The 19,768-nt window shown below is 65.1% G+C and carries 26 protein-coding genes; 21 read left to right on the top strand and 5 right to left on the bottom strand.

The features are described from left to right. Positions 1–12: 12 nt before the first annotated feature. The 7 genes from gspG to CCOS865_RS23060 are packed head-to-tail and all read left to right on the top strand — an operon-like array spanning position 13 to position 3,995. Positions 13–447, top strand: coding sequence for a type II secretion system major pseudopilin GspG (gene gspG, locus CCOS865_RS23090; protein WP_119145201.1), 435 nt, complete (start codon positions 13–15; stop codon positions 445–447). A 3-nt stretch (positions 448–450) separates the two neighbouring features. After that, positions 451–888: a type II secretion system minor pseudopilin GspH gene (gene gspH, locus CCOS865_RS23085; protein WP_119145199.1), complete on the top strand. Its 438-nt coding sequence runs from the start codon at positions 451–453 to the stop codon at positions 886–888. Then, the gene (locus tag CCOS865_RS23080; protein ID WP_119145197.1) at positions 885–1,253 is read left to right on the top strand and encodes a type II secretion system protein GspI; all 369 of its coding nucleotides are present in this window, start codon (positions 885–887) and stop codon (positions 1,251–1,253) included. Before gspH ends, CCOS865_RS23080 begins: the two co-directional genes overlap by 4 nt. Next, the gene (locus tag CCOS865_RS23075) at positions 1,250–1,843 is read left to right on the top strand and encodes a prepilin-type N-terminal cleavage/methylation domain-containing protein (RefSeq protein WP_119145190.1); all 594 of its coding nucleotides are present in this window, start codon (positions 1,250–1,252) and stop codon (positions 1,841–1,843) included. The genes CCOS865_RS23080 and CCOS865_RS23075 overlap by 4 nt, the downstream gene beginning before the upstream one ends. Positions 1,844–1,855: 12 nt before the next feature. Beyond that, on the top strand, positions 1,856–2,953 hold the full coding sequence (gene gspL, locus CCOS865_RS23070; protein WP_119145188.1) for a type II secretion system protein GspL: 1,098 nt from the start codon (positions 1,856–1,858) through the stop codon (positions 2,951–2,953). After that, positions 2,953–3,339 (top strand): type II secretion system protein GspM, encoded by a 387-nt coding sequence (gene gspM / locus CCOS865_RS23065; RefSeq protein WP_119145186.1) that lies wholly within the window; start codon positions 2,953–2,955, stop codon positions 3,337–3,339. Before gspL ends, gspM begins: the two co-directional genes overlap by 1 nt. After that, positions 3,336–3,995: a general secretion pathway protein GspN gene (locus CCOS865_RS23060; protein ID WP_119145184.1), complete on the top strand. Its 660-nt coding sequence runs from the start codon at positions 3,336–3,338 to the stop codon at positions 3,993–3,995. The genes gspM and CCOS865_RS23060 overlap by 4 nt, the downstream gene beginning before the upstream one ends. A 10-nt stretch (positions 3,996–4,005) precedes the next feature. Here CCOS865_RS23060 and CCOS865_RS23055 read toward each other — a convergent pair whose 3' ends face one another. Then, positions 4,006–4,554 (bottom strand): L,D-transpeptidase family protein, encoded by a 549-nt coding sequence (locus CCOS865_RS23055; RefSeq protein ID WP_119145182.1) that lies wholly within the window; start codon positions 4,552–4,554, stop codon positions 4,006–4,008. Positions 4,555–4,573: 19 nt separating this feature from the next. After that, the gene (locus tag CCOS865_RS23050; protein ID WP_119145180.1) at positions 4,574–5,128 is read right to left on the bottom strand and encodes an NUDIX hydrolase; all 555 of its coding nucleotides are present in this window, start codon (positions 5,126–5,128) and stop codon (positions 4,574–4,576) included. 134 nt (positions 5,129–5,262) lie between these two features. Here CCOS865_RS23050 and CCOS865_RS23045 point away from each other — a divergent pair, with 134 nt between their 5' ends. The 5 genes from CCOS865_RS23045 to purT all read left to right on the top strand — a co-directional run bounded on the left by CCOS865_RS23045 (position 5,263) and on the right by purT (position 8,453). Next, on the top strand, positions 5,263–5,895 hold the full coding sequence (locus CCOS865_RS23045; protein ID WP_119145178.1) for a CoA pyrophosphatase: 633 nt from the start codon (positions 5,263–5,265) through the stop codon (positions 5,893–5,895). Between the two features lie 10 nt (positions 5,896–5,905). Then, entirely contained in the window at positions 5,906–6,430 is a 525-nt protein-coding gene (locus tag CCOS865_RS23040; RefSeq protein WP_119145176.1) for a gamma carbonic anhydrase family protein, read from the top strand. Beyond that, positions 6,423–6,629 (top strand): DUF1289 domain-containing protein, encoded by a 207-nt coding sequence (locus CCOS865_RS23035; RefSeq protein WP_119145174.1) that lies wholly within the window; start codon positions 6,423–6,425, stop codon positions 6,627–6,629. Before CCOS865_RS23040 ends, CCOS865_RS23035 begins: the two co-directional genes overlap by 8 nt. Positions 6,630–6,717: 88 nt before the next feature. After that, positions 6,718–7,185, top strand: a complete 468-nt coding sequence (locus CCOS865_RS23030; protein WP_119145172.1) for a VUT family protein — start codon at positions 6,718–6,720, stop codon at positions 7,183–7,185. A gap of 86 nt (positions 7,186–7,271) precedes the next feature. Continuing rightward, the gene (purT, locus tag CCOS865_RS23025; RefSeq protein ID WP_119145170.1) at positions 7,272–8,453 is read left to right on the top strand and encodes a formate-dependent phosphoribosylglycinamide formyltransferase; all 1,182 of its coding nucleotides are present in this window, start codon (positions 7,272–7,274) and stop codon (positions 8,451–8,453) included. A 39-nt stretch (positions 8,454–8,492) separates the two neighbouring features. Here purT and CCOS865_RS23020 read toward each other — a convergent pair whose 3' ends face one another. The 3 genes from CCOS865_RS23020 to CCOS865_RS23010 all read right to left on the bottom strand — a co-directional run bounded on the left by CCOS865_RS23020 (position 8,493) and on the right by CCOS865_RS23010 (position 12,093). Beyond that, the gene (locus CCOS865_RS23020) at positions 8,493–9,797 is read right to left on the bottom strand and encodes an MFS transporter (RefSeq protein WP_119145168.1); all 1,305 of its coding nucleotides are present in this window, start codon (positions 9,795–9,797) and stop codon (positions 8,493–8,495) included. Positions 9,798–10,056: 259 nt separating this feature from the next. After that, the gene (locus CCOS865_RS23015; protein WP_119145165.1) at positions 10,057–11,274 is read right to left on the bottom strand and encodes a transporter associated domain-containing protein; all 1,218 of its coding nucleotides are present in this window, start codon (positions 11,272–11,274) and stop codon (positions 10,057–10,059) included. A 9-nt stretch (positions 11,275–11,283) separates the two neighbouring features. Beyond that, on the bottom strand, positions 11,284–12,093 hold the full coding sequence (locus CCOS865_RS23010) for a cytochrome C assembly family protein (protein WP_119145163.1): 810 nt from the start codon (positions 12,091–12,093) through the stop codon (positions 11,284–11,286). 227 nt (positions 12,094–12,320) lie between these two features. On the opposite strand from CCOS865_RS23010, the gene ffh reads away from it, so the two are divergent. From ffh to CCOS865_RS22960, 9 genes are all read left to right on the top strand, one after another. Further along, on the top strand, positions 12,321–13,697 hold the full coding sequence (gene ffh, locus CCOS865_RS23005) for a signal recognition particle protein (RefSeq protein ID WP_119145161.1): 1,377 nt from the start codon (positions 12,321–12,323) through the stop codon (positions 13,695–13,697). A 235-nt stretch (positions 13,698–13,932) separates the two neighbouring features. Beyond that, positions 13,933–14,184 (top strand): 30S ribosomal protein S16, encoded by a 252-nt coding sequence (gene rpsP, locus CCOS865_RS23000; protein WP_016501232.1) that lies wholly within the window; start codon positions 13,933–13,935, stop codon positions 14,182–14,184. 5 nt (positions 14,185–14,189) lie between these two features. Beyond that, the gene (rimM, locus tag CCOS865_RS22995; RefSeq protein WP_119145159.1) at positions 14,190–14,726 is read left to right on the top strand and encodes a ribosome maturation factor RimM; all 537 of its coding nucleotides are present in this window, start codon (positions 14,190–14,192) and stop codon (positions 14,724–14,726) included. 3 nt (positions 14,727–14,729) lie between these two features. Next, positions 14,730–15,482: a tRNA (guanosine(37)-N1)-methyltransferase TrmD gene (gene trmD / locus CCOS865_RS22990; RefSeq protein WP_119145157.1), complete on the top strand. Its 753-nt coding sequence runs from the start codon at positions 14,730–14,732 to the stop codon at positions 15,480–15,482. A 43-nt stretch (positions 15,483–15,525) separates the two neighbouring features. After that, positions 15,526–15,876, top strand: a complete 351-nt coding sequence (rplS, locus tag CCOS865_RS22985; protein WP_011535315.1) for a 50S ribosomal protein L19 — start codon at positions 15,526–15,528, stop codon at positions 15,874–15,876. Positions 15,877–15,979: 103 nt separating this feature from the next. Then, positions 15,980–16,390: an acyl-CoA thioesterase gene (locus CCOS865_RS22980; RefSeq protein ID WP_119145405.1), complete on the top strand. Its 411-nt coding sequence runs from the start codon at positions 15,980–15,982 to the stop codon at positions 16,388–16,390. A gap of 165 nt (positions 16,391–16,555) precedes the next feature. Beyond that, complete coding sequence (gene xerD / locus CCOS865_RS22970) at positions 16,556–17,452, top strand: site-specific tyrosine recombinase XerD (RefSeq protein WP_119145155.1); 897 nt, start codon at positions 16,556–16,558, stop codon at positions 17,450–17,452. Between the two features lie 154 nt (positions 17,453–17,606). Next, positions 17,607–18,368: a thioredoxin fold domain-containing protein gene (locus tag CCOS865_RS22965; RefSeq protein WP_119145153.1), complete on the top strand. Its 762-nt coding sequence runs from the start codon at positions 17,607–17,609 to the stop codon at positions 18,366–18,368. A gap of 83 nt (positions 18,369–18,451) precedes the next feature. Next, the gene (locus CCOS865_RS22960) at positions 18,452–19,756 is read left to right on the top strand and encodes a homoserine dehydrogenase (RefSeq protein WP_119145151.1); all 1,305 of its coding nucleotides are present in this window, start codon (positions 18,452–18,454) and stop codon (positions 19,754–19,756) included. Positions 19,757–19,768 lie beyond the last annotated feature (12 nt).

Raw genomic sequence — 19,768 nt, 5'->3', positions numbered from 1 at the left:
AGGAGAATGGACATGCAGCATCGACGCACCCGTCAACGGGGTTTCACCCTGATGGAAATCATGGTGGTGATCTTCATCATCGGCCTGCTGATCGCGGTGGTCGCGCCCAGTGTGCTGGGCAACCAGGACAAGGCCATGCGGCAGAAGGTCATGGCCGACCTGGCGACCCTGGAGCAGGCCTTGGACATGTACCGCCTGGACAACCTGCGCTTCCCCAGCAGCGAGCAGGGCCTGGCCGCACTGGTCAAGAAACCGGCGCAGGAGCCGCTGCCGCGAGCCTGGCGCAGTGACGGCTACATCCGCCGCCTGCCGGAAGACCCGTGGGGCACGCCGTACCAGTACCGCATGCCCGGTGAGCATGGCCGGGTCGATGTCTATTCGCTGGGCGCCGACGGTGCGCCCGGCGGCGAAGCGCTGGACGCCGACCTGGGCAATTGGGAGCTGTGACGCGTGACTGCCCAGCGTGGCTTCAGCCTGCTCGAGCTGCTGGTGGTGCTGGCCATTGCCGGGCTGATGACCGGCCTGAGCGTGGCCTGGCTCGACAGCGGCAGCAACCGTGTCGACCAGGCGCTCGACCGGCTGGCCGCGCAGACCCGCGAACAGGCTGCACTGGCCCGGCATGCCGGGCAGTTGCGCGGCTTGCGCTGGAATGGCCAGCGCCCGGAGTTCGTCCGCCGCGAGGGCGAGGGTTGGCAGGTGGTGCCGGTTCGGCTGGGCGATTGGCCGAAGGGCTTGCGCCCGGACTGGTCGGCCAGCACCACCCCGCAGTTGCTGTTCACCCCCGACGGTTGGGCGCGCCCCGGCACGGTCGTGTGGCAGTCGGCGCAGGGCAGCCAACGCTGGAGCTGGGCGCGCGACGGTCTGCTGCGCACGGCGGCAACCCCATGAAGCGTCGTCAGCGCGGTTTTACCCTGCTCGAAGTGACCGTGGCCCTGGCCATCGCCGCCGTGCTGGCGGTGATCGCCAGCCAGGTGTTGCGCCAGCGCCTGGCGGTCCAGGAGAGCGTTCAGCAGCATCGCCTCGGCCTGCTGTGCGCGCGTGAGTTGCAGGCACGCTTTGCCGTGGAGCAGTACTGGCCAGCGGCGAACAGCAACAGCGGCGTATTGAACCAGGGTGGGCAAGTCTGTCACTGGCAGCTGCAGTTGCGCGGCACCGGTGTCCGCGACTTGCGCCGGGGTGACCTGCAACTGTTTGCCGACCGCGACCAGCGCCTGCCGCTGGGGCAGTACAGCGTGTTTCTGGAGCGGCCATGAAGCGACCTCGGCAGGCGGGCCTGACCCTGATCGAGCTGATGGTCGCGCTGGCCCTGACCGCGGTGCTCGGGATCATGCTCGCGGCCTTGGTCAATGGCTGGTTGAAAGTGCGTGAGCGGCTCGAGACGCCCAGCGCCGACGCCGGCGTGCTGGAATTCTGCCTGGCCCTGGAGCGGCGTTTCGACAGCCCGGTGCTGCGCCGCGTGTACGAACAGCGGCTGCCGTTGGCGGTGCGTTGGCTCGACTGGCAACCGCAGCGCGACCAGTTGCTCTGGGTAGCGGCAGCGGCCTGGCCGCAAGCCGAAGGTGGCTCGCGTTTGCAGCGCCAGCGCCTGCGCTATGAGGCCCGCGAGCAACAACTGCTGGTGGAAAGTTCGGCCGACCTGTACGCCGTTGGCGAGCCGCAGTGGGTGGTGCGCGAGCGCCTGCAGCGGGTCAGCGCCTGGAATGTCCTTTATCACCAGGGTGGCCGTTGGCTGGCCTGGCCTTCCGATCAACCCGCGCACCCCGGTCGAGGTGTGCGCGTGGAACTGCAGCGTGACGGAGCACCTTATGTCTGCACATTCGCCTTGCCCCATGGGCTTTCATGAACGGGGGCGCGCATGAAGCCTGACTGGCGCCGCAGGCGTACGCCTCGCCCTTGGCTGCTGCTGCGCCCTGGCAGTGCCGGCCAGCCGTGGGACTGGCTGTTGGTCGAGGGCGGCCAGCCGAGCCGCGAAGGCCAGGGCGAACCGCCAGCGAACCTCGCGGCACGCATCGCGCTGATCGTGCCTGCGCCGCTGTGCAGCCATTTTCAGCTGCCGGCGCCGCCTGGCCTGAAGCGCGAGGAGTGGCCGCTGCTGCTGGAAGACAGGCTGTTGCAGAGCAGTGAAGAGATTGTCTGCGCCTGCCTGCAGCGTGCGCCCGGGCAGCTGCGCCTGGCGGTGGTGGCACGGCAGCTGCTCGACGGTTGGCGCCAGCAGTGCGCGGACTGGGGGCTGGCGGTCGAGCGCTGCTGGAGCGAGTTCCAGTTGCTGCCGGTGGCGCCAGCGGGCAGTGGCTGGGCATGGCCGCGGGGGGAGGGTGTGGTGCTGTTGAAAGGCCTTGCTCAGGAGGGCTCCGAGCACTGGTTGTGCTGGCCGCAGGCCCTGGCCGAGAGACCTTCGGTGCCTTGGGCGCAGCTGCTGCTGGAGCCCGTCGAGGGCCGGTGGCCGGCGCGCCTGGCGGTGCTGGAGGGCTTGCCAGGGTTGTTCGAGGCCCCGCGCAGGCGCCAGCCCCGCAGCGTGCCGCGCAGCCAGATCCGCCTGGCGGCTGCCTGCGCGCTGCTGGCTGTAGTGTGGGGCGGGCTCTGGCTGAGCCAGCAATGGCGTCAGGCCGAGGCCTACCGCCAGCAGGTGGTCGCCGTGATCGGCGAGCAGCCCAGCGTGCGCCAGGCCGGTGTGGCGCTCAAGCGCTTGCAGCAGGATGAGCGTGAACGGCAGGTGCGCCTGCGCAAGCTCGAGGGGTTGCAGGCGCAGGTGCAGCAGTGGCTGAGCCAGCACCCGGAATGGCGGTTGCAGGCGGTGCGCTTCGACGGCCAGCGCTGGCACCTGCGCCTGGACGGCGAGGGCACCGGGCCGGACTGGCAAGCGCTGGCCGTGGCCGCGGGGGCGCAGGTCGAGGTCAGCGATGCTGGGCAGCCAGCCTCTAGGCAGGTCGTGTTCGACCTGGGGGAGGCGTGATGAACCGTGCAGATTTGCAGCGCTATCGCTTGCCCGTCGCCTGGGCGCTGATCGCCTTGTTGCTGCTGGCCTTGGCGCTGCGCGAGGGGCTGGGCTACTGGCGGGAGATGGCCCAGTGGCAGGCATTGGCCGAGTCGGCGGCGAGCCTGCACGACGGCCCGCCGCTGGCGCTCGAGCGGCTGCGGCAATCGGCCCAGGCGCGGCAGATCGTCCTGGCCGAGGTCGAACCGCAGGGTGACACTTGGCAACTGCGAGGCCAGGTGGCCGATGAAAAGGCTCTTGAACAGTGGCTGCTGGCCTTGCAGGCCGACGGTGTGCAGCCGCTGCAGTGGGGCCTGGATCAGGATGGCGAGGGGCTGCGCTTTGCCCTGCAGGTGCGGCCATGAGCCGGCGTGGCGCGCTGTGGCTGGCGCTGGTGTTCACCGTGAGCCTGCTGGCACAGCTGCCGGCACGCTGGATCAGCGAGGCGTTCGGCCTGCCGCTCAGTGGTGTCGGCGGTAGTCTCTGGCACGGCCATGCGGCGCAATGGGGCGCGGTCGGCCCGTTGCGCTGGAGGGTGCAGCCCTGGCGTCTGCAGGCCGAACTCCAGGTCGGCTTCCAGGGCCAGGACTGGCAGGCGCGGCTGCACGGTTGGCCGTGGCGCTGGCAGGCCGAGGTCGAGGCGCTGGCGGGGCAGGCGCGGGTACCGCTGGGCTATCGGCTGGCAGGGCAATGGCAAGGGGCAGTGCGCCTGCGTGGGGCGGGCTGGGGCTGCAGCGCTGCAGATGGGCGTATCACCGTGACGGACCTGGCGCTGGTCGAACCGTGGTCATTGGGCTTGGGCCAGGGCGCGCTGGAGATGGACTGTCGCCAGGGGTGGCGGCTGGTCGGGCGGTTGCAGGCGCCGGGCCAGCATCAGGGGGCACTGGACGCTGACCTGCTGGCCCGGCGGGCGCAATTGAGCCTCGAACTGGAGCCGGAAGCGGCGCTCACACCGCTGCTACGGGGTGCTCAGTTGCTCGGCCCGCAGGCATCGCGGCTGCAGCGGCAGGTCAGTTGGTAGCACGGTTCGGTCAGGGGCGGATCTCGATCATGGTGCCGTCCTTGACCATGCTCCAGACCTCGCGCATGTCGTCATTGCGCATGGCGATGCAGCCTTCGGTCCAGTCCAGGGTGTGGAAGTACCACTCGGGGTATTCCTCGTCGATCGGCGTGCCATGGATCATGATCATGCTGCCCGCCGCAACGCCGTCACGGCGGGCCTTGGCGGCGTCGCTGATGTTCGGGTAGGAGATGTGCATGGCCAGGTTGTAGCGGTCGCTGACCTTGCGCCAGTCGAGCCAGTAGAACCCTTCAGGGGTACGCCGGTCGCCTTCGCGCTGCTTGGCGCCCATGGGCTGCTTGCCCAGCGAGATGCGGTAGGTCTTGAGCGGCTCGCCGCGGCTGATCAGTTGCAGGCGGCGCTCCGACTTGAGCACCAGCACCTTGTCGATCAGCGGGTGTTGCTGTACCGGCGCCTGCGACTGGGCGGCCGGCTGGGGCTTGCGAATGATCGTCTCGGTAAAGGCCGCGTGGGACACCGATACGACACCGAGGCAGAAAAGGGCTAGCAACCAACGCATGAAACGGTATCCCTGCAAGCTATTTGATGGACCACGAGACGTCTAGCGGCGGCAGGTACTCATGGCCTATGGGGTAGTGCTGCCCGACGCGGTCGCGATAATAGCATTCTAGTGTGCGTGTGACGGTGCGGAAAGCCAGCTCGCCCCAGGGGATCTCATGTTCCTCGAACAGGCGCACTTCCAGGCTCTCGACCCCCACGGCGACGTCCAGGTCGCTGAGTTCGGCGCGAAAGAACAGGTGCACCTGGTTGATGTGCGGCAGGTCGAACAGCTGGGACAGGCTCATGTCGCCGACCCGGGCACAGGCTTCTTCGACCGTTTCGCGACGGGCGGCCTGGTCGATGGTCTCGCCGTTCTCCATGAACCCGGCGGGCAGGGTCCAGTAGCCGCGGCGTGGCTCGATCGCCCGGCGGCACAGCAGCACCTGGCTGCCCCAGGTCGGCAGCACGCCGGCGACGATGTTGGGGTTCTGGTAATGGATGGTCTGGCAGTGGTCGCAGACGTACCGCAGGCGGCTGTCGCCCTCGGGGATCCGCTGAATGACCGGTTTGCCGCACGCGCTGCAGAATTTCATGCTTTGCTTCCCTTTATGTCGGCCTATCTTGGCGTGCCTGCGGGCCAGGCCGCAAGCCGTCAGCGGGCAGCACTTGGGTGCCTCGCGGCTTTTGGTGCATCATGCAGGGCAGGCCTTGGAATCGAGAGTGCGTAATGCTGGACGAGCTTCTTCGCCGAATGAGCAACCATACCCCCGCCTCACTGGAGGCGGACCGCCGTTTTCCAGAAGCGGCAGTACTGCTGCCCATCACCCGCAGCGAAGATCCGGAACTGGTCCTGACCCTGCGCGCCAAGGGGCTTTCCACCCATGGCGGCGAAGTCGCCTTTCCCGGTGGCCGGCGTGACCCGGAAGACCCTGACCTGGTGTTTACCGCCCTGCGCGAAGCCCAGGAGGAGATCGGCCTGCCGCCTGGTTTGGTCGAGGTGATCGGCCCGCTCAGCCCGCTGATTTCACTGCATGGGCTAAAGGTGACGCCATTCGTCGGTTTGATCCCGGATTACGTCGAATACCACGCCAACGATGCCGAGATCGCGGCAGTATTCACCGTCCCGCTGGAATTCTTCCGCCAGGACCCGCGCGATCACACCCACCGCATCGACTACCAGGGACGCAGCTGGTACGTGCCCAGCTATCGCTATGGCGAGTACAAGATCTGGGGCTTGTCGGCGATCATGATCGTCGAACTGGTCAACCTGCTGTTCGATGCCGGCATCAGCCTGCATCATCCGCCTGAGCGTTTCATCCAGAACCGAGCGGGGATCACCCTGCCGCCCGTCAAGCCGTGAGGAAGCAACCATGAAGTACCGCCTGGGAGACATGCGGGTAGAGACTCATCCGAGCAGTTGGGTCGCGCCCAACGCCACGCTGATCGGCAAGGTCCGCCTGCAGGCGCGTGCCAATGTCTGGTTTGGCGCGGTATTGCGCGGCGATAACGAACTGATCGACATCGGTGAAGACAGCAACGTCCAGGACGGCACGGTGATGCACACCGACATGGGCTCGCCGCTGACCCTCGGCAAAGGTGTGACGGTCGGCCATAACGCCATGCTGCACGGTTGCACGGTGGGCGACTACAGCCTGATCGGCATCAACGCGGTGATCCTCAACGGTGCGCGAATCGGCAAGCATTGCATCATTGGCGCCAACGCGCTGATCGCCGAAGGCAAGGAGATCCCTGACGGTTCGTTGGTGATGGGCTCGCCAGGCAAGGTCGTACGCGAGCTGAGCGATGCGCAGAAACACCTGCTCGAGGGCAGCGCCGCCTACTACGTGAAAAACGCCGAACGCTACGCCCGTGAACTGGCGCCGCAGGATGACTGACATGATCGAAGTCGAACGCCCGGTGGCCTCGCCCTGCGTCAGTATCTGCGCGCTGGACGAGCAGGACATGTGCACCGGTTGCCAGCGCACCGTCGCCGAGATCAGCCGCTGGGGGCGGATGGACAACAGCGAGCGCCGCCAGGTGCTCAAGCTGTGCCATGAGCGCGCAGTGGCGGCGGGGATGATCCTCGGGCTTTGAGTGCCTGCGGGCAGTGCCAACCCGTGAAGAGGCTGGCGCTGACCCGAAAATCAAGTACCCTGTGCGGCTTGCCCGAAGGTCGCCTGCCATGTTCTATCTGCTCGCCTATATCAGCAGCGTAGTGCTGATCAACTACGCCTTTTCCAGTGCGCCGCACCTGGACGTGATCTGGTCCGCCTGGGGCGGCCTGGTGTTCATCCTGCGTGACATGGTGCAGACCCGCTATGGCCATGGTGCACTGCTGGCCATGCTGGCGGCGCTGCTGCTCTCTTACGTCACCTCGGAGCCGGCGATCGCCCTGGCCAGCGCGACCGCGTTCTTCGTTTCCGAGCTGATCGACTGGCTGGTGTTCAGCATCACCCGCCGGCCGCTGCGCGATCGCCTGTGGCTGAGTTCGGCGCTGAGCATTCCGGTCGACACCTTCATCTTCTTCGGCATGATCGGCGCACTGACCCCGGCCGTGGCGGGCACCGCGCTGGCCTCCAAGTTTGCCGGCGTGACCGCGGTGTGGCTGGCGATGACCTGGCGTGCGCGCAAAGCCGCATTGGCCCCTTGAAGCCACGCTCTGATGTAGAATGACGGTCCTTTTTCAGCGGGCGGCGCACAGCCTGACGCAGCCCCGGACGCCTTCGAGGACCTGAAATGACCCGTATCGGAACCCCATTGTCGCCCACCGCGACCCGTGTACTGCTGTGCGGCTGCGGCGAGCTGGGCAAGGAAGTGGTGATCGAGCTGCAGCGCCTGGGCGTCGAAGTGATCGCCGTGGACCGCTACGCCAATGCGCCCGCCATGCAGGTGGCCCATCGCAGCCACGTGGTCAACATGCTCGACGGCGTCGCCCTGCGTGCGGTGATCGAAGCCGAGAAGCCACACTACATCGTCCCTGAAATCGAAGCCATCGCCACCGCGACCCTGGTCGAGCTGGAGAACGAAGGCTTCAACGTGGTGCCCACCGCTCGCGCCACCCTGCTGACCATGAACCGCGAAGGCATCCGTCGCCTGGCCGCCGAAGAGCTCGACCTGCCGACCTCGCCGTACCACTTCGCCGACACCTATGAAGACTACGCCAGCGCTGTCGCCGACGTCGGTTACCCGTGCGTGGTCAAGCCGGTGATGAGTTCGTCGGGCAAGGGTCAGAGCCTGCTGCGCAGCGCCGATGACCTGCAGACGTCGTGGGACTACGCCCAGGAAGGCGGCCGTGCCGGCAAGGGCCGGGTCATCGTCGAAGGCTTCATCGACTTCGACTACGAGATCACCCTGCTGACCGTGCGCCACGTCGGCGGCACGACCTTCCTCGAGCCGGTCGGCCACCGTCAGGAGAAGGGCGACTACCAAGAGTCCTGGCAGCCGCAGGCGATGAGCGCGAAGGCGCTGGCCGAGTCGCAGCGCGTGGCCAAGGCGGTCACCGATGCACTGGGTGGTCGTGGTCTGTTTGGCGTCGAGTTGTTCGTCAAGGGCGATCAGGTGTGGTTCAGCGAAGTCTCGCCGCGCCCGCACGACACTGGCCTGGTGACGTTGATTTCCCAGGACCTGTCGCAGTTTGCCCTGCATGCCCGGGCGATCCTCGGCCTGCCGATCCCACTGGTGCGCCAGTTCGGCCCGTCGGCGTCGGCGGTGATCCTGCCGCAAGGCCAGTCGCAGCAGACCAGCTTCGCCAACCTCGGCGCCGCGCTGAGCGAGCCGGACACCGCCATTCGCCTGTTCGGCAAGCCCGAAATCAACGGCCAGCGGCGCATGGGCGTGTGCCTGGCGCGTGACGAGTCGATCGAAGCGGCGCGGGCCAAGGCGACCCGTGCGTCGCAGGCGGTCAAGGTCGAGTTCTGATGTGACCTGACGGGGGCCGCACACGCGGCCCCCGTTCTTTCAGAGTTGCGCGTCGCGCGTCTCTTTCAGGCACAGCACAGCGATCAGGCTGATCACCGCTGCCGCCGACACATACCCGCCAACCCAGCTCAAGCCGCCCATGCTCACCAGCTTCTGGGCAAAGAACGGTGCCGCCGAGGCGCCGACGATGCCACCCAGGTTGTAGGCCGCCGAGGCGCCGGTATAGCGCACGTGGGTGGGGAACAGCTCAGGCAGCAAAGCGCCCATCGGCGCGAAGGTCACCCCCATCAGGAACAGCTCAAGGGCCAGGAACAGCGCCACGCCAGTGGTCGAGCCCGAGGTCAGCAGCGGCTCCATGGTGAAGCCCGACGCCACCGCCAGCAGGCCGCCGACGATCAGTACCGGTTTGCGCCCATAACGGTCGCTGAGCCAGGCCGACAGCGGTGTGGCCAGGGCCATGAAGACCACCGCGAAGCACAGCAGGCCAAGGAACGTCTCCCGGCTGTAGCCCAGGGTGGTGACGCCGTAGCTGAGCGAGAACACGGTGGAGATGTAGAACAGCGCGTAACACACCACCATCGCCGCCGCGCCCAGCAGGGTCGGCCGCCAGTGCTTGGCGAACAGGTCGACCACGGGCAGCTTGACCCGCTCGTTCTGCGCCACGGCCTTGGCGAACACCGGGCTCTCTTCGAGCTTCAGGCGGACATACAGGCCCACCAGCACCAGGGCGGCGCTGAGCAGGAACGGAATGCGCCAGCCCCACTCGCGGAACTGCTCGTCGCTGAGCGTCAGTGCCAGGGTCAGGAACAGCCCGTTGGCCGCCAGGAAACCGATCGAAGGGCCCAGCTGCGGGAACATGCCAAACCAGGCGCGCTTGCCGGGCGGGGCGTTTTCCGTGGCCAGCAGCGCCGCGCCACCCCATTCGCCGCCCAGGCCCAGGCCTTGGCCGAAGCGCAGCAGGCAGAGGATGATCGGCGCCCACACGCCAATGCTGTCGTAGCCCGGCAGCAGGCCGATGGCCGTGGTCGATACACCCATCAGCAGCAGCGAGGCGACCAGGGTCGACTTGCGCCCGATGCGGTCGCCAAAGTGGCCGAACAGCGCCGAGCCCAGGGGCCGTGCCATGAAGGCGATACCAAAGGTGAGAAACGCCGCGAGCATCTGCGCAGTGCCCGACCCGGACGGGAAGAACACCGGGCCGATCACCAGCGCGGCGGCAGTGGCGTATACATAAAAGTCATAGAATTCGATGGCGGTGCCGATGAAGCTGGCGGTGGCCACGCGCGCGGGCGAGTTGACCGGGGCTGCCGGGGTCGAGTCGGTGTAGGTGGTGCTGGTCGTCATGTGCGTAAGTCCCTGACAGTCGGATGCTCCAGTGGGCAACCCACGCAGTGCCCAGGCAGGCACGGGCGCGCGGACGCCGGAGCGTATTGTTGTAAGTCGCTCGACTGACGAGGGCCCAGGGATAGGAAGGGGAGCGGGGCACTGTTCGGGGTAGGGAAGCAGGACCGCAGGGTGTGTCAGTGAAGCGGACTGGCCGTCGGGCGCCGGATGCGGGTAGCGGGCGGGGCGGCAGGGCTGGGTAAGCGTGACCGGAGTATAGCTATCGGGTCACGGTCCAGACCAGTACCTTGCTGGCACAATTGTCCTCGGTTTCGAGGATCTCCAGGCGATAGCGGCCGATCTTCAGGCACACCGCGCTGGCCGGGATGCTTTCCAGCGCTTCGGTGACCAGGCCGTTGAGGGTCTTCGGCCCGCCATCGCAGGGCAGGTGCCAACCCAGGCTGCGGTTCAGTTCGCGCAGCGAGGCGGTGCCTTCGATGACGAAGCGGCCATCGGCCTGCGGATGGATCTGCGGGTTGTCGTGGCTCTGCTCGTCTTCGAATTCGCCGACGATCTCTTCGAGGATGTCCTCGAGGGTGACGATGCCCAGCACCTCGCCGTACTCGTCGACCACCACGCCGAGGCGGCGCTGCTGCTTGTGGAAATTCAGCAGCTGCAGTTGCAGGGGAGTGCTCTCGGGCACGAAGTACGGCTCGTAGCAGGCGGCGTGGAGGGTTTCCAGGGTCAGTTCGGCGCGGGGCAGCAGGTGGCTGATGAGCTTGGTGTTGAGGACCGCTTCGACCTGGTTGATATCGTTGTGGTACACCGGCAAGCGGGTGTGCCGGCTGACGATCAGCTGCTCGATGATGCGCTCGATGGGTTCGTCCAGGTTGACCCCGTCGACTTCGTTGCGCGGCACCAGGATGTCGTTGACGGTGATCTTGTCCAGCGCCTGCAGGCCGTCGAGCAGGCCGTGGCGGCTGAACTCGTACGGCTCGTCCTGATCGGCGTCGTGTTCTTCCTGGGGGTGCAGGGCAACCGCCGTGGGCTCGCCGCGGAACGGCCGCAGGATCAGCCTGGCGCTGCCGTCTAGCAGGCAGGCCAGCGGTTGCAGGAGCAGCAGCGGCAGTTTCAGCAGGCTGGCGCCGAGGCTGACAATGGCCTGCGGGTTGCGCCGGGCCAGGCGCCGTGGCAGGTACTCGGCGAGCACCAGCAGGACCAGGCTGGCCAGCAGGCCGCCGAGCCAGAAGCCGTGTTCGCCACTGTGGTGCTGGCCGATCAGACAGGCCAGGCCGAGCACCAGCAGCTTGCCCAGGCTGGCGCCGAACACCAGGGCCGGGGCGGGCAGGGCGGGCTCGGCGGACTCGCCGCTGCGCGCGTGGCCATTGAGCAGTTGGCGGGCGGCGTCGACGGTGCTGAACAGCATCGCCCACAGCAGGGCCAAGGCGAGGGTGGCCAACAGGGGCGCGTGCAACTGGACGAACGGCAGGCTATCCATAGGTGACCGTCAGATGTGCAGGATGAATTCGCGGACCAGCTTGCTGCCGAAGTAGGCCAGCATCAACAGGCAGAAGCCGGCCAGGGTCCAGCGGATCGCCTTGTGCCCCCGCCAGCCGAGGCGGGTACGGCCCCACAGCAGCACGCTGAAGACGATCCAGGCGATGCAGGCCAGCAGGGTCTTGTGCACCAGGTGCTGGGCAAACAGGTTGTCGAGGAACAGCCAGCCGGAGATCAGCGACAGCGAGAGCAGTACCCAGCCGGTCCAGAGAAAGCCGAACAGCAGGCTTTCCATGGTTTGCAGCGGCGGGAAGTTGCGGATCAGCCCGGACGGGTGCTTGTGCTTGAGCTGGTGGTCCTGCAGGAGCAGCAGCAGGGCCTGGAACACGGCGATGGTGAACAGCCCGTAGGCCAGGATCGACAGCAGGATATGCGCGAGGATCCCCGGCTCTTCGTTGATCAGTGGCACCGTGCCTGGCGGTGCGAACTGGGCCAGCAGGGCGGTGATCGCGCCAAGCGGGAACAGCAGGACCAACAGGTTTTCCACCGGAATGCGCAGGCACGCCAGCAGGGTCAGGCTGATCACCGCGACGGCGATCAGGCTGGAGGCACTGAAGAAGTCCAGGCTCAGGCCCAGCGGGGTCATCAGCTGGAAGAACAGCGCGCCGCCCTGGGCGATCACGGCGATGGCGCCGAGCAGGCCGAGTAGCCGTTTGTCGGCACGCGTGCCTTGGGACAGACGGATGGCGTGGTAAAGCGCGGCAACTATATAGAGGCCCGCGGCAATGAGGTTGGGGATGAGGCTGGGTGAAGAGAGCATAAGTCCTGGTAGGCAAGCCCTGAAAGAGAGGGAGTTTGGCATAGAACCCGGCTGGCAAGGAAGACCGGCGGCGGGCCTACCGGCATTGATGCCGGTACATCCATCCGAGCATGGTGTGCGCGGCCATCAGTCTCCGCTATAATCGCCGGCTTGCTGTGCCCCGCGCGTGTCCAATTCCGCCAGGGCGCCTGACAAACCTCGGCTTTGCCAAGCCTGAAAGGATCACCATGTTCGAAAACCTGACCGACCGCCTGTCACAGACGCTGCGCCATGTCACCGGCAAGGCCAAGCTGACCGAAGACAATATCAAGGACACGTTGCGCGAAGTGCGCATGGCGCTGCTCGAGGCCGACGTTGCCCTGCCGGTGGTCAAGGATTTCGTCAACAGCATCAAGGAGCGCGCGGTCGGCACTGAAGTGTCGCGCAGCCTGACCCCGGGTCAGGCGTTCGTGAAGATCGTCCAGGCCGAACTCGAAAGCCTGATGGGCGCGGCCAACGAAGACCTCGCCCTGAACGCCGCGCCGCCCGCCGTGGTGCTGATGGCCGGCCTGCAGGGCGCGGGCAAGACCACCACCGCCGGCAAGCTCGCGCGCTTCCTTAAAGAGCGCAAGAAGAAGACCGTCATGGTGGTCTCCGCCGACGTCTATCGTCCGGCGGCGATCAAACAGCTGGAAACCCTGGCCAACGACATCGGCGTGACGTTCTTCCCGTCCGACATCAGCCAGAAGCCGGTCGACATCGCCGAAGCGGCGGTCCGCGAGGCCAAGCTCAAGTTCATCGACGTGGTCATCCTCGACACCGCCGGCCGTCTGCACATCGACGCCGACATGATGGACGAGATCAAGGCCCTGCACGCCGCGGTCAAGCCGGTCGAAACGCTGTTCGTGGTCGACGCCATGACCGGCCAGGACGCCGCCAACACCGCCAAGGCCTTTGGTGAAGCGCTGCCGCTGACCGGCGTGGTGCTGACCAAGGTCGACGGCGACGCCCGTGGCGGTGCCGCGCTGTCGGTGCGCGCGATCACCGGCAAACCGATCAAGTTCATCGGCATGGGCGAGAAGAGCGAAGCGCTCGAGCCGTTCCACCCTGACCGCATCGCCTCGCGGATCCTCGGCATGGGCGACGTGCTCAGCCTGATCGAGCAGGCCGAGCAGACCCTCGACAAGACCAAGGCCGACAAGCTCGCCAAGAAGCTCAAGAAGGGCAAGGGCTTCGACCTCGAGGACTTCCGCGACCAGCTGCAGCAGATGAAGAACATGGGTGGCCTCGGCGGCCTCATGGACAAGCTGCCGAGCATCGGTGGGGTCAACCTGTCGCAGATGGGCAACGCCCAGGGCGCGGCCGAGAAGCAGTTCAAGCAGATGGAGGCGATGATCAACTCCATGACCCCGGCCGAGCGCCGTGACCCTGAGCTGATCAGCGGTTCGCGCAAGCGCCGGATCGCCCTCGGCTCCGGCACCCAGGTGCAGGACGTCGGCCGCTTGATCAAGCAGCACAAGCAAATGCAGAAGATGATGAAGAAATTCTCCACCAAGGGCGGCATGTCGAAGATGATGCGCGGCCTTGGCGGCATGATGCCGGGTGGCGGCATGCCCAAGCTGTAAACCGATTCAGGCCAGTGGCGGCAACCCCGCCGCTGACCGGAACCCGCTCCGGCGGGAACACCGTCGCCTCCATGAAGAGGCGGCTTAATAGCAGATCAGCAGGCTGGCCTTTTTGCTTGAAGTAAAAAGGCATTTGCAAATGTCCGTATATTCCTTGAGAATATGCGGCCTTTCGGGCACCCGTGTGCCCGCTGTGCATCATGATTTGCAGCACCGACTACAGGAACGATGTTCAATGCTTACCATTCGTCTTGCCCGTGGCGGCTCCAAAAAGCGCCCGTTCTACCAACTGACCGTAACCGACTCGCGTAACCCGCGTGACGGCTCCCACATCGAACAGGTTGGCTTCTTCAACCCGATCGCCCGTGGTCAGGAAGTTCGTCTGTCCGTTAAACAAGACCGTGTTGCTCACTGGCTGAGCATCGGCGCACAGCCGTCTGAGCGTGTTGCTCAGCTGCTGAAGGAAGCGGCCAAGGCTGCTGCCTGAACCGTATGAACGCGACGCCAGAAAAGGCTGACGACCTCATCGTCGTTGGCAAGATTTTTTCGGTACACGGCGTTCGCGGCGAGGTGAAGGTGTATTCCTTTACCGATCCGATTGAAAACCTGTTGGATTACCGTAACTGGACGCTTCGGCGCGAAGGGTCGGTCAAACAGGTCGAGCTGGTCAGTGGCCGTTCCAATAAAAAGGAGCTGGTCGCCAAGCTCAAAGGGCTCGACGATCGTGACGAAGCGCGTCTTCTGAGCGGTTACGAGATTTGCATCTCGCGCAGCCTTTTGCCCAACCTGACGGACGACGAGTACTACTGGTATCAGTTGGTCGGCTTGAAAGTCATCAACCAGGACGAACAGCTGTTCGGCACGGTTGATCACCTGTTGGAGACCGGCGCGAACGATGTAATGGTGGTCAAGCCTTGCGCAGGCAGCCTGGATGACCGTGAGCGCTTGTTGCCCTATACGGCGCAATGTGTGCTGACAGTCGACCTTGAAGCCGGTGTGATGCGGGTCGAATGGGACGCGGATTTCTAACTGATGGGTAACCTTCGCGTAGAAGTCATCACGCTGTTCCCCGAGATGTTCTCGGCCATTACGGAGTACGGCATTACCAGCCGCGCGGTGAAGCAGGGCTTGTTGCAAGTCACTTGCTGGAATCCGCGGGACTACACCAGTGATCGCCACCACACGGTGGATGATCGGCCTTTTGGCGGTGGTCCGGGGATGGTAATGAAGATCAAGCCTCTGGAAGATGCCCTGGCCAGTGCCAGGCAGGCGACCGGAGCAGCGGCAAAGGTGATCTACCTTTCGCCACAAGGCCGCACGCTGGATCAGCAAGCGGTCAAAGGCTTGGCCGAACAGGAATCTTTGATCCTGATCGCCGGCCGTTATGAAGGCATTGACGAGCGTTTTATTGATGCTCATGTCGATGAAGAGTGGTCGATTGGTGACTATGTGCTTTCCGGTGGTGAGCTGCCGGCCATGGTACTGATCGATGCGGTTACGCGGCTGCTGCCCGGAGCTTTAGGGCATGTAGGCTCGGCGGAGGAAGATTCCTTCACCGATGGCTTGCTGGATTGCCCGCACTACACCCGACCTGAGGTGTATGCGGATCAGCGTGTACCCGACGTGTTGCTAAGTGGCAACCATGCACATATCCGGCGATGGCGGATGAAGCAGTCCCTTGGTAGGACCTTCGAACGACGCGCCGATCTTCTGGAAAGTCGCTCACTTTCTGGAGAAGAGAAAAAGCTGCTCGAGGAATACCTCCGCGAGCGGAACGATAGTTAACGTATCGATGGTGGATCACGTTTGTCCACCTTAGGAGCACAGCATGACTAACAAAATCATCCAGCAGCTCGAAGCAGAGCAGATGAGCAAGGAAATCCCGACCTTCGCACCAGGCGACACCGTTGTCGTCCAGGTTAAAGTGAAGGAAGGTGATCGTTCCCGTCTGCAGGCATTCGAAGGCGTTGTCATCGCCAAGCGTAACCGCGGTCTGAACAGCGCCTTCACCGTGCGCAAGATCTCCAGCGGCGTTGGCGTTGAGCGTACCTTCCAGACCTACAGCCCGCAAATCGACAGCCTGGCCGTGAAACGTCGTGGTGACGTGCGTAAAGCCAAGCTGTACTACCTGCGTGACCTGTCCGGCAAAGCCGCTCGCATCAAAGAAAAACTGTCCTGAGTACAGTTTGACGGGTGGCTGCGGCCACCCTGCGAGAACAAAAAGCAGCCTTCGGGCTGCTTTTTTGCTTTCTGAAACCTTGCCATTGCGATGTGACATGACCATGACCAGCACCCGAGACCAGGCTATCCAGCGCCGCACCGAGCTGTCGGTGACCCGCGTGACCAAGGCGGTGTTCCCCAACACCACCAACCACCACAACACCCTGTTCGGCGGCACCGCCCTGGCCTGGATGGACGAAGTGTCGTTCATTGCCGCCACGCGTTTCTGCCGCTTGCCGTTGGTGACGGTGTCCACCGACCGGATCGACTTCAAGCACCCGATCCCGGCGGGCTCGATCGTCGAGCTGGTCGGCACGGTGGTCAAGGTCGGCAATACCAGCCTGCAGGTGCAGGTCGACGTGTTTGTCGAGAACATGTACCTGGATGGGCGCGAGCGCGCGATCCATGGGGTGTTCAGCTTTGTCGCCATCGACGAGGACAAGCGCCCGGTGCCGGTGCTGCCCGAGGCCTGAGCATTTTGGTTGCCTGTGCGGGCCTCTTCGCGGGTAAACCCGCTCCTACAGGGTGGATGGTTGCGCGGTCCTTGTAGGAGCGGGTTTACCCGCGAAGAGGCCGCTACAGACAACCCCGCAGCCCCTGTGAAACACTGTGACCTTATCTGCTGACCTGACGCTCGCATGCCCGCCCTCGACCACCCCCTGATCGACCAGTTCCTCGACGCCCTGTGGCTGGAAAAAGGCCTTGCCGACAACACGCGCGCCTCCTACCGCAGCGACCTCGCGCTGTTCAACGGCTGGCTCCAGGAGCAAGGCATCGCGCTGCCAGACGCTGGCCGCGAGCTGATCCTCGATCACCTCGCCTGGCGCCTCGACCAGGCCTACAAACCCCGCTCCACGGCGCGCTTCATCTCCGGCCTGCGTGGTTTTTTTCGCTACCTGCTGCGGGAAAAACTGATCGGCGTCGACCCGACCTTGCAGATCGACATGCCGCAACTGGGCAAGCCATTGCCCAAGTCGCTCTCGGAAGCCGACGTCGAGGCCCTGCTGCAGGCGCCCGACCTCAGCGAAGCGATCGGCCAGCGCGACCGCGCCATGCTTGAAGTGCTGTATGCCTGTGGCCTGCGCGTGACCGAACTGGTCAGCCTGACCCTCGACCAGGTCAACCTGCGCCAGGGCGTACTGCGGGTAATGGGCAAGGGCAGCAAGGAGCGCCTGGTGCCGATGGGCGAAGAGGCGGTGCTGTGGCTCGAGCGCTACCTGCGCCAGGCCCGCGCCGAGCTGCTTAACGAGCGCCCCAGCGATGTGCTGTTCCCCAGCCTGCGGGGCGAGCAGATGACCCGGCAGACCTTCTGGCACCGGATCAAGCACCAGGCCATGGTCGCCGGGATCGACAAGTCGCTGTCGCCGCACACCCTGCGCCACGCCTTCGCCACCCACTTGCTCAACCATGGTGCCGACCTGCGCGTGGTGCAGATGCTGCTGGGCCACAGCGACCTTTCCACCACCCAGATCTACACCCACGTGGCCAAGGCCCGCTTGCAGCAACTGCACGCCGAGCACCATCCGCGTGGATGAATGATTTTCATGTTCCGCCGACCGGCGCCTGGGGACTCATTCAGCCCCGGCCTGATGTGGTAGGCTTGGGCGGTTTGCACCACGGGCCGCACAGCCACCGCGATTATTCACGCAGGTGACGCCCGCCGGCCCCGTCCGTCTTCAGGAGTACCCCATGCGCGTGACCCAGATTTTCGCCGCCGCCGCCCTGGCGCTGGCCAGCACGTTCGCCTCTGCCGCAGCCACCGATGGCAACGCTGGCGCCGAACAGGCAATTCGCAAGACCCTGCAGACCCTCGCACTGGACGTCCCGGTCGAAAGCGTTGCCAGCAGCCCGCTCAATGGCCTCTATGAAGTCAAGCTGCAGGGCGGCCGCGTGCTCTACGCCAGTGCCGATGGCCAGTTCGTCATGCAGGGCTACCTGTTCCAGATCCAGGACGGCAAACCGGTCAACCTGACCGAGAAAACCGAACGTCAGGGCGTCGCCAAGCTCATCAACGGCATTCCAGCCGCCGAGATGGTGGTTTATCCTGCCAAGGGCGAAACCAAGTCGCACATCACCGTGTTTACCGACACCACCTGCCCGTATTGCCACAAGCTGCACGCCGAAGTGCCGGAGCTCAACCGTCGCGGTATCGAAGTGCGCTACGTCGCCTTCCCGCGTCAGGGCCTCGGCTCGCCGGGTGATGAGCAGCTGCAGGCGGTATGGTGCTCCAGCGACCGCCGCGCGGCGCTGGACAAGATGGTCGAGGGCAAGGAAATCAAGGCGGCCAAGTGCGCCAACCCGGTCGGCAAGCAGTTCCAGCTCGGCCAGTCGATCGGTGTCAATGGCACACCGGCGATCGTCCTTGAAAACGGTCAGGTGATTCCCGGCTACCAGCCGGCGCCGCAAGTGGCCAAGCTGGCCCTTGCCGTTGATGGCAAAGCAGCCAAGTAATCTATTCAGTACGCCGTCGTCATGGGGTGACGGCAATGTTTCACGGTCGGCGCAGGTGCCGGCCGTTCAATGGGGAGTTCACAGTGAAACCGGTCAAAGTAGGCATCTGTGGGTTGGGGACCGTCGGTGGCGGAACCTTCAATGTACTTCAGCGCAACGCCGAGGAGATTGCCCGCCGTGCCGGGCGCGGTATTGAAGTCGCGCAGATTGCACTGCGCTCGCAGAACCCGAACTGCCAGATTACCGGTACCCCCATTACCGCTGATGTGTTCGAGGTCGCTTGCAACCCGGAAATCGACATTGTCATCGAACTGATCGGTGGCTACACCATCGCCCGTGACCTGGTGCTCAAGGCCATCGAAAACGGCAAGCACGTGGTCACCGCGAACAAGGCGCTGATTGCCGTGCATGGCAACGAGATCTTCGCCAAGGCCCGCGAGAAGGGCGTCATCGTCGCCTTCGAAGCGGCCGTGGCGGGTGGTATCCCGGTGATCAAGGCGATCCGTGAAGGGCTGTCGGCCAACCGCATCAACTGGCTGGCCGGGATCATCAACGGCACCGGCAACTTCATCCTCACCGAAATGCGCGAGAAGGGCCGTACCTTCCCCGACGTACTGGCCGAAGCGCAGGCGCTGGGCTATGCCGAAGCCGATCCGACCTTCGACGTCGAAGGCATCGACGCGGCGCACAAGCTGACCATCCTGGCCTCGATCGCCTTTGGTATTCCGCTGCAGTTCGACAAGGCCTACACCGAAGGCATCACCCAGCTGACCACTGCCGACGTCAACTACGCCGAAGCGCTGGGCTACCGCATCAAGCACCTGGGCGTGGCCCGCAGCACCCCGGCCGGCATCGAGCTGCGCGTGCACCCGACGCTGATCCCGAGCGACCGCTTGATCGCCAACGTCAACGGCGTGATGAACGCGGTGATGGTCAACGGTGACGCTGCCGGTTCGACCCTCTACTACGGCGCCGGTGCCGGCATGGAGCCGACCGCTTCGTCGGTGGTCGCCGACCTGGTCGACGTGGTCCGCGCGATGACCTCCGACCCGGAAAACCGTGTGCCGCACCTGGCCTTCCAGCCCGATGCGCTGTCGGCTCACCCGATTCTGCCGATCGAAGCCTGCGAGAGCTCGTACTACCTGCGCATCCAGGCCAAGGATCACCCCGGCGTACTGGCCCAGGTGGCGAGCATCCTCTCCGAGCGTGGCATCAACATCGAGTCGATCATGCAGAAGGAAGCCGAGGAGCAGGATGGCCTGGTGCCGATGATCCTGGTCACTCACCGGGTGGTCGAGAAGGGTATCAACGACGCGATCGTTGCCCTCGAAGCCCTGCAGGATGTGGTCGGCAAGGTCGTGCGCATCCGCGTCGAGCAGCTCAACTAATCAGTCGCCATC

Source organism: Pseudomonas reidholzensis, from assembly GCF_900536025.1.
In the GTDB taxonomy this organism is placed as follows: domain Bacteria; phylum Pseudomonadota; class Gammaproteobacteria; order Pseudomonadales; family Pseudomonadaceae; genus Aquipseudomonas; species Aquipseudomonas reidholzensis.
Note: the sequence above shows the minus strand (reverse complement) of the source record. Positions and strands in the feature narration are given on the sequence as shown.

Bases quoted from the DNA above. Each gene is read 5' to 3' on its own strand.
- gspG (WP_119145201.1), top strand. From the start codon at position 13: ATGCAGCATCGACGCACCCGTCAACGGGGTTTCACCCTGATGGAAATC.
- CCOS865_RS23080 (WP_119145197.1), top strand. From the start codon at position 885: ATGAAGCGTCGTCAGCGCGGTTTTACCCTGCTCGAAGTGACCGTGGCC.
- CCOS865_RS23075 (WP_119145190.1), top strand. From the start codon at position 1,250: ATGAAGCGACCTCGGCAGGCGGGCCTGACCCTGATCGAGCTGATGGTC.
- gspL (WP_119145188.1), top strand. From the start codon at position 1,856: ATGAAGCCTGACTGGCGCCGCAGGCGTACGCCTCGCCCTTGGCTGCTG.
- gspM (WP_119145186.1), top strand. From the start codon at position 2,953: ATGAACCGTGCAGATTTGCAGCGCTATCGCTTGCCCGTCGCCTGGGCG.
- CCOS865_RS23060 (WP_119145184.1), top strand. From the start codon at position 3,336: ATGAGCCGGCGTGGCGCGCTGTGGCTGGCGCTGGTGTTCACCGTGAGC.
- CCOS865_RS23055 (WP_119145182.1), bottom strand. From the start codon at position 4,554: ATGCGTTGGTTGCTAGCCCTTTTCTGCCTCGGTGTCGTATCGGTGTCC.
- CCOS865_RS23050 (WP_119145180.1), bottom strand. From the start codon at position 5,128: ATGAAATTCTGCAGCGCGTGCGGCAAACCGGTCATTCAGCGGATCCCC.
- CCOS865_RS23045 (WP_119145178.1), top strand. From the start codon at position 5,263: ATGCTGGACGAGCTTCTTCGCCGAATGAGCAACCATACCCCCGCCTCA.
- CCOS865_RS23040 (WP_119145176.1), top strand. From the start codon at position 5,906: ATGAAGTACCGCCTGGGAGACATGCGGGTAGAGACTCATCCGAGCAGT.
- CCOS865_RS23035 (WP_119145174.1), top strand. From the start codon at position 6,423: ATGACTGACATGATCGAAGTCGAACGCCCGGTGGCCTCGCCCTGCGTC.
- CCOS865_RS23030 (WP_119145172.1), top strand. From the start codon at position 6,718: ATGTTCTATCTGCTCGCCTATATCAGCAGCGTAGTGCTGATCAACTAC.
- purT (WP_119145170.1), top strand. From the start codon at position 7,272: ATGACCCGTATCGGAACCCCATTGTCGCCCACCGCGACCCGTGTACTG.
- CCOS865_RS23020 (WP_119145168.1), bottom strand. From the start codon at position 9,797: ATGACGACCAGCACCACCTACACCGACTCGACCCCGGCAGCCCCGGTC.
- CCOS865_RS23015 (WP_119145165.1), bottom strand. From the start codon at position 11,274: ATGGATAGCCTGCCGTTCGTCCAGTTGCACGCGCCCCTGTTGGCCACC.
- CCOS865_RS23010 (WP_119145163.1), bottom strand. From the start codon at position 12,093: ATGCTCTCTTCACCCAGCCTCATCCCCAACCTCATTGCCGCGGGCCTC.
- ffh (WP_119145161.1), top strand. From the start codon at position 12,321: ATGTTCGAAAACCTGACCGACCGCCTGTCACAGACGCTGCGCCATGTC.
- rpsP (WP_016501232.1), top strand. From the start codon at position 13,933: ATGCTTACCATTCGTCTTGCCCGTGGCGGCTCCAAAAAGCGCCCGTTC.
- rimM (WP_119145159.1), top strand. From the start codon at position 14,190: ATGAACGCGACGCCAGAAAAGGCTGACGACCTCATCGTCGTTGGCAAG.
- trmD (WP_119145157.1), top strand. From the start codon at position 14,730: ATGGGTAACCTTCGCGTAGAAGTCATCACGCTGTTCCCCGAGATGTTC.
- rplS (WP_011535315.1), top strand. From the start codon at position 15,526: ATGACTAACAAAATCATCCAGCAGCTCGAAGCAGAGCAGATGAGCAAG.
- CCOS865_RS22980 (WP_119145405.1), top strand. From the start codon at position 15,980: ATGACCAGCACCCGAGACCAGGCTATCCAGCGCCGCACCGAGCTGTCG.
- xerD (WP_119145155.1), top strand. From the start codon at position 16,556: ATGCCCGCCCTCGACCACCCCCTGATCGACCAGTTCCTCGACGCCCTG.
- CCOS865_RS22965 (WP_119145153.1), top strand. From the start codon at position 17,607: ATGCGCGTGACCCAGATTTTCGCCGCCGCCGCCCTGGCGCTGGCCAGC.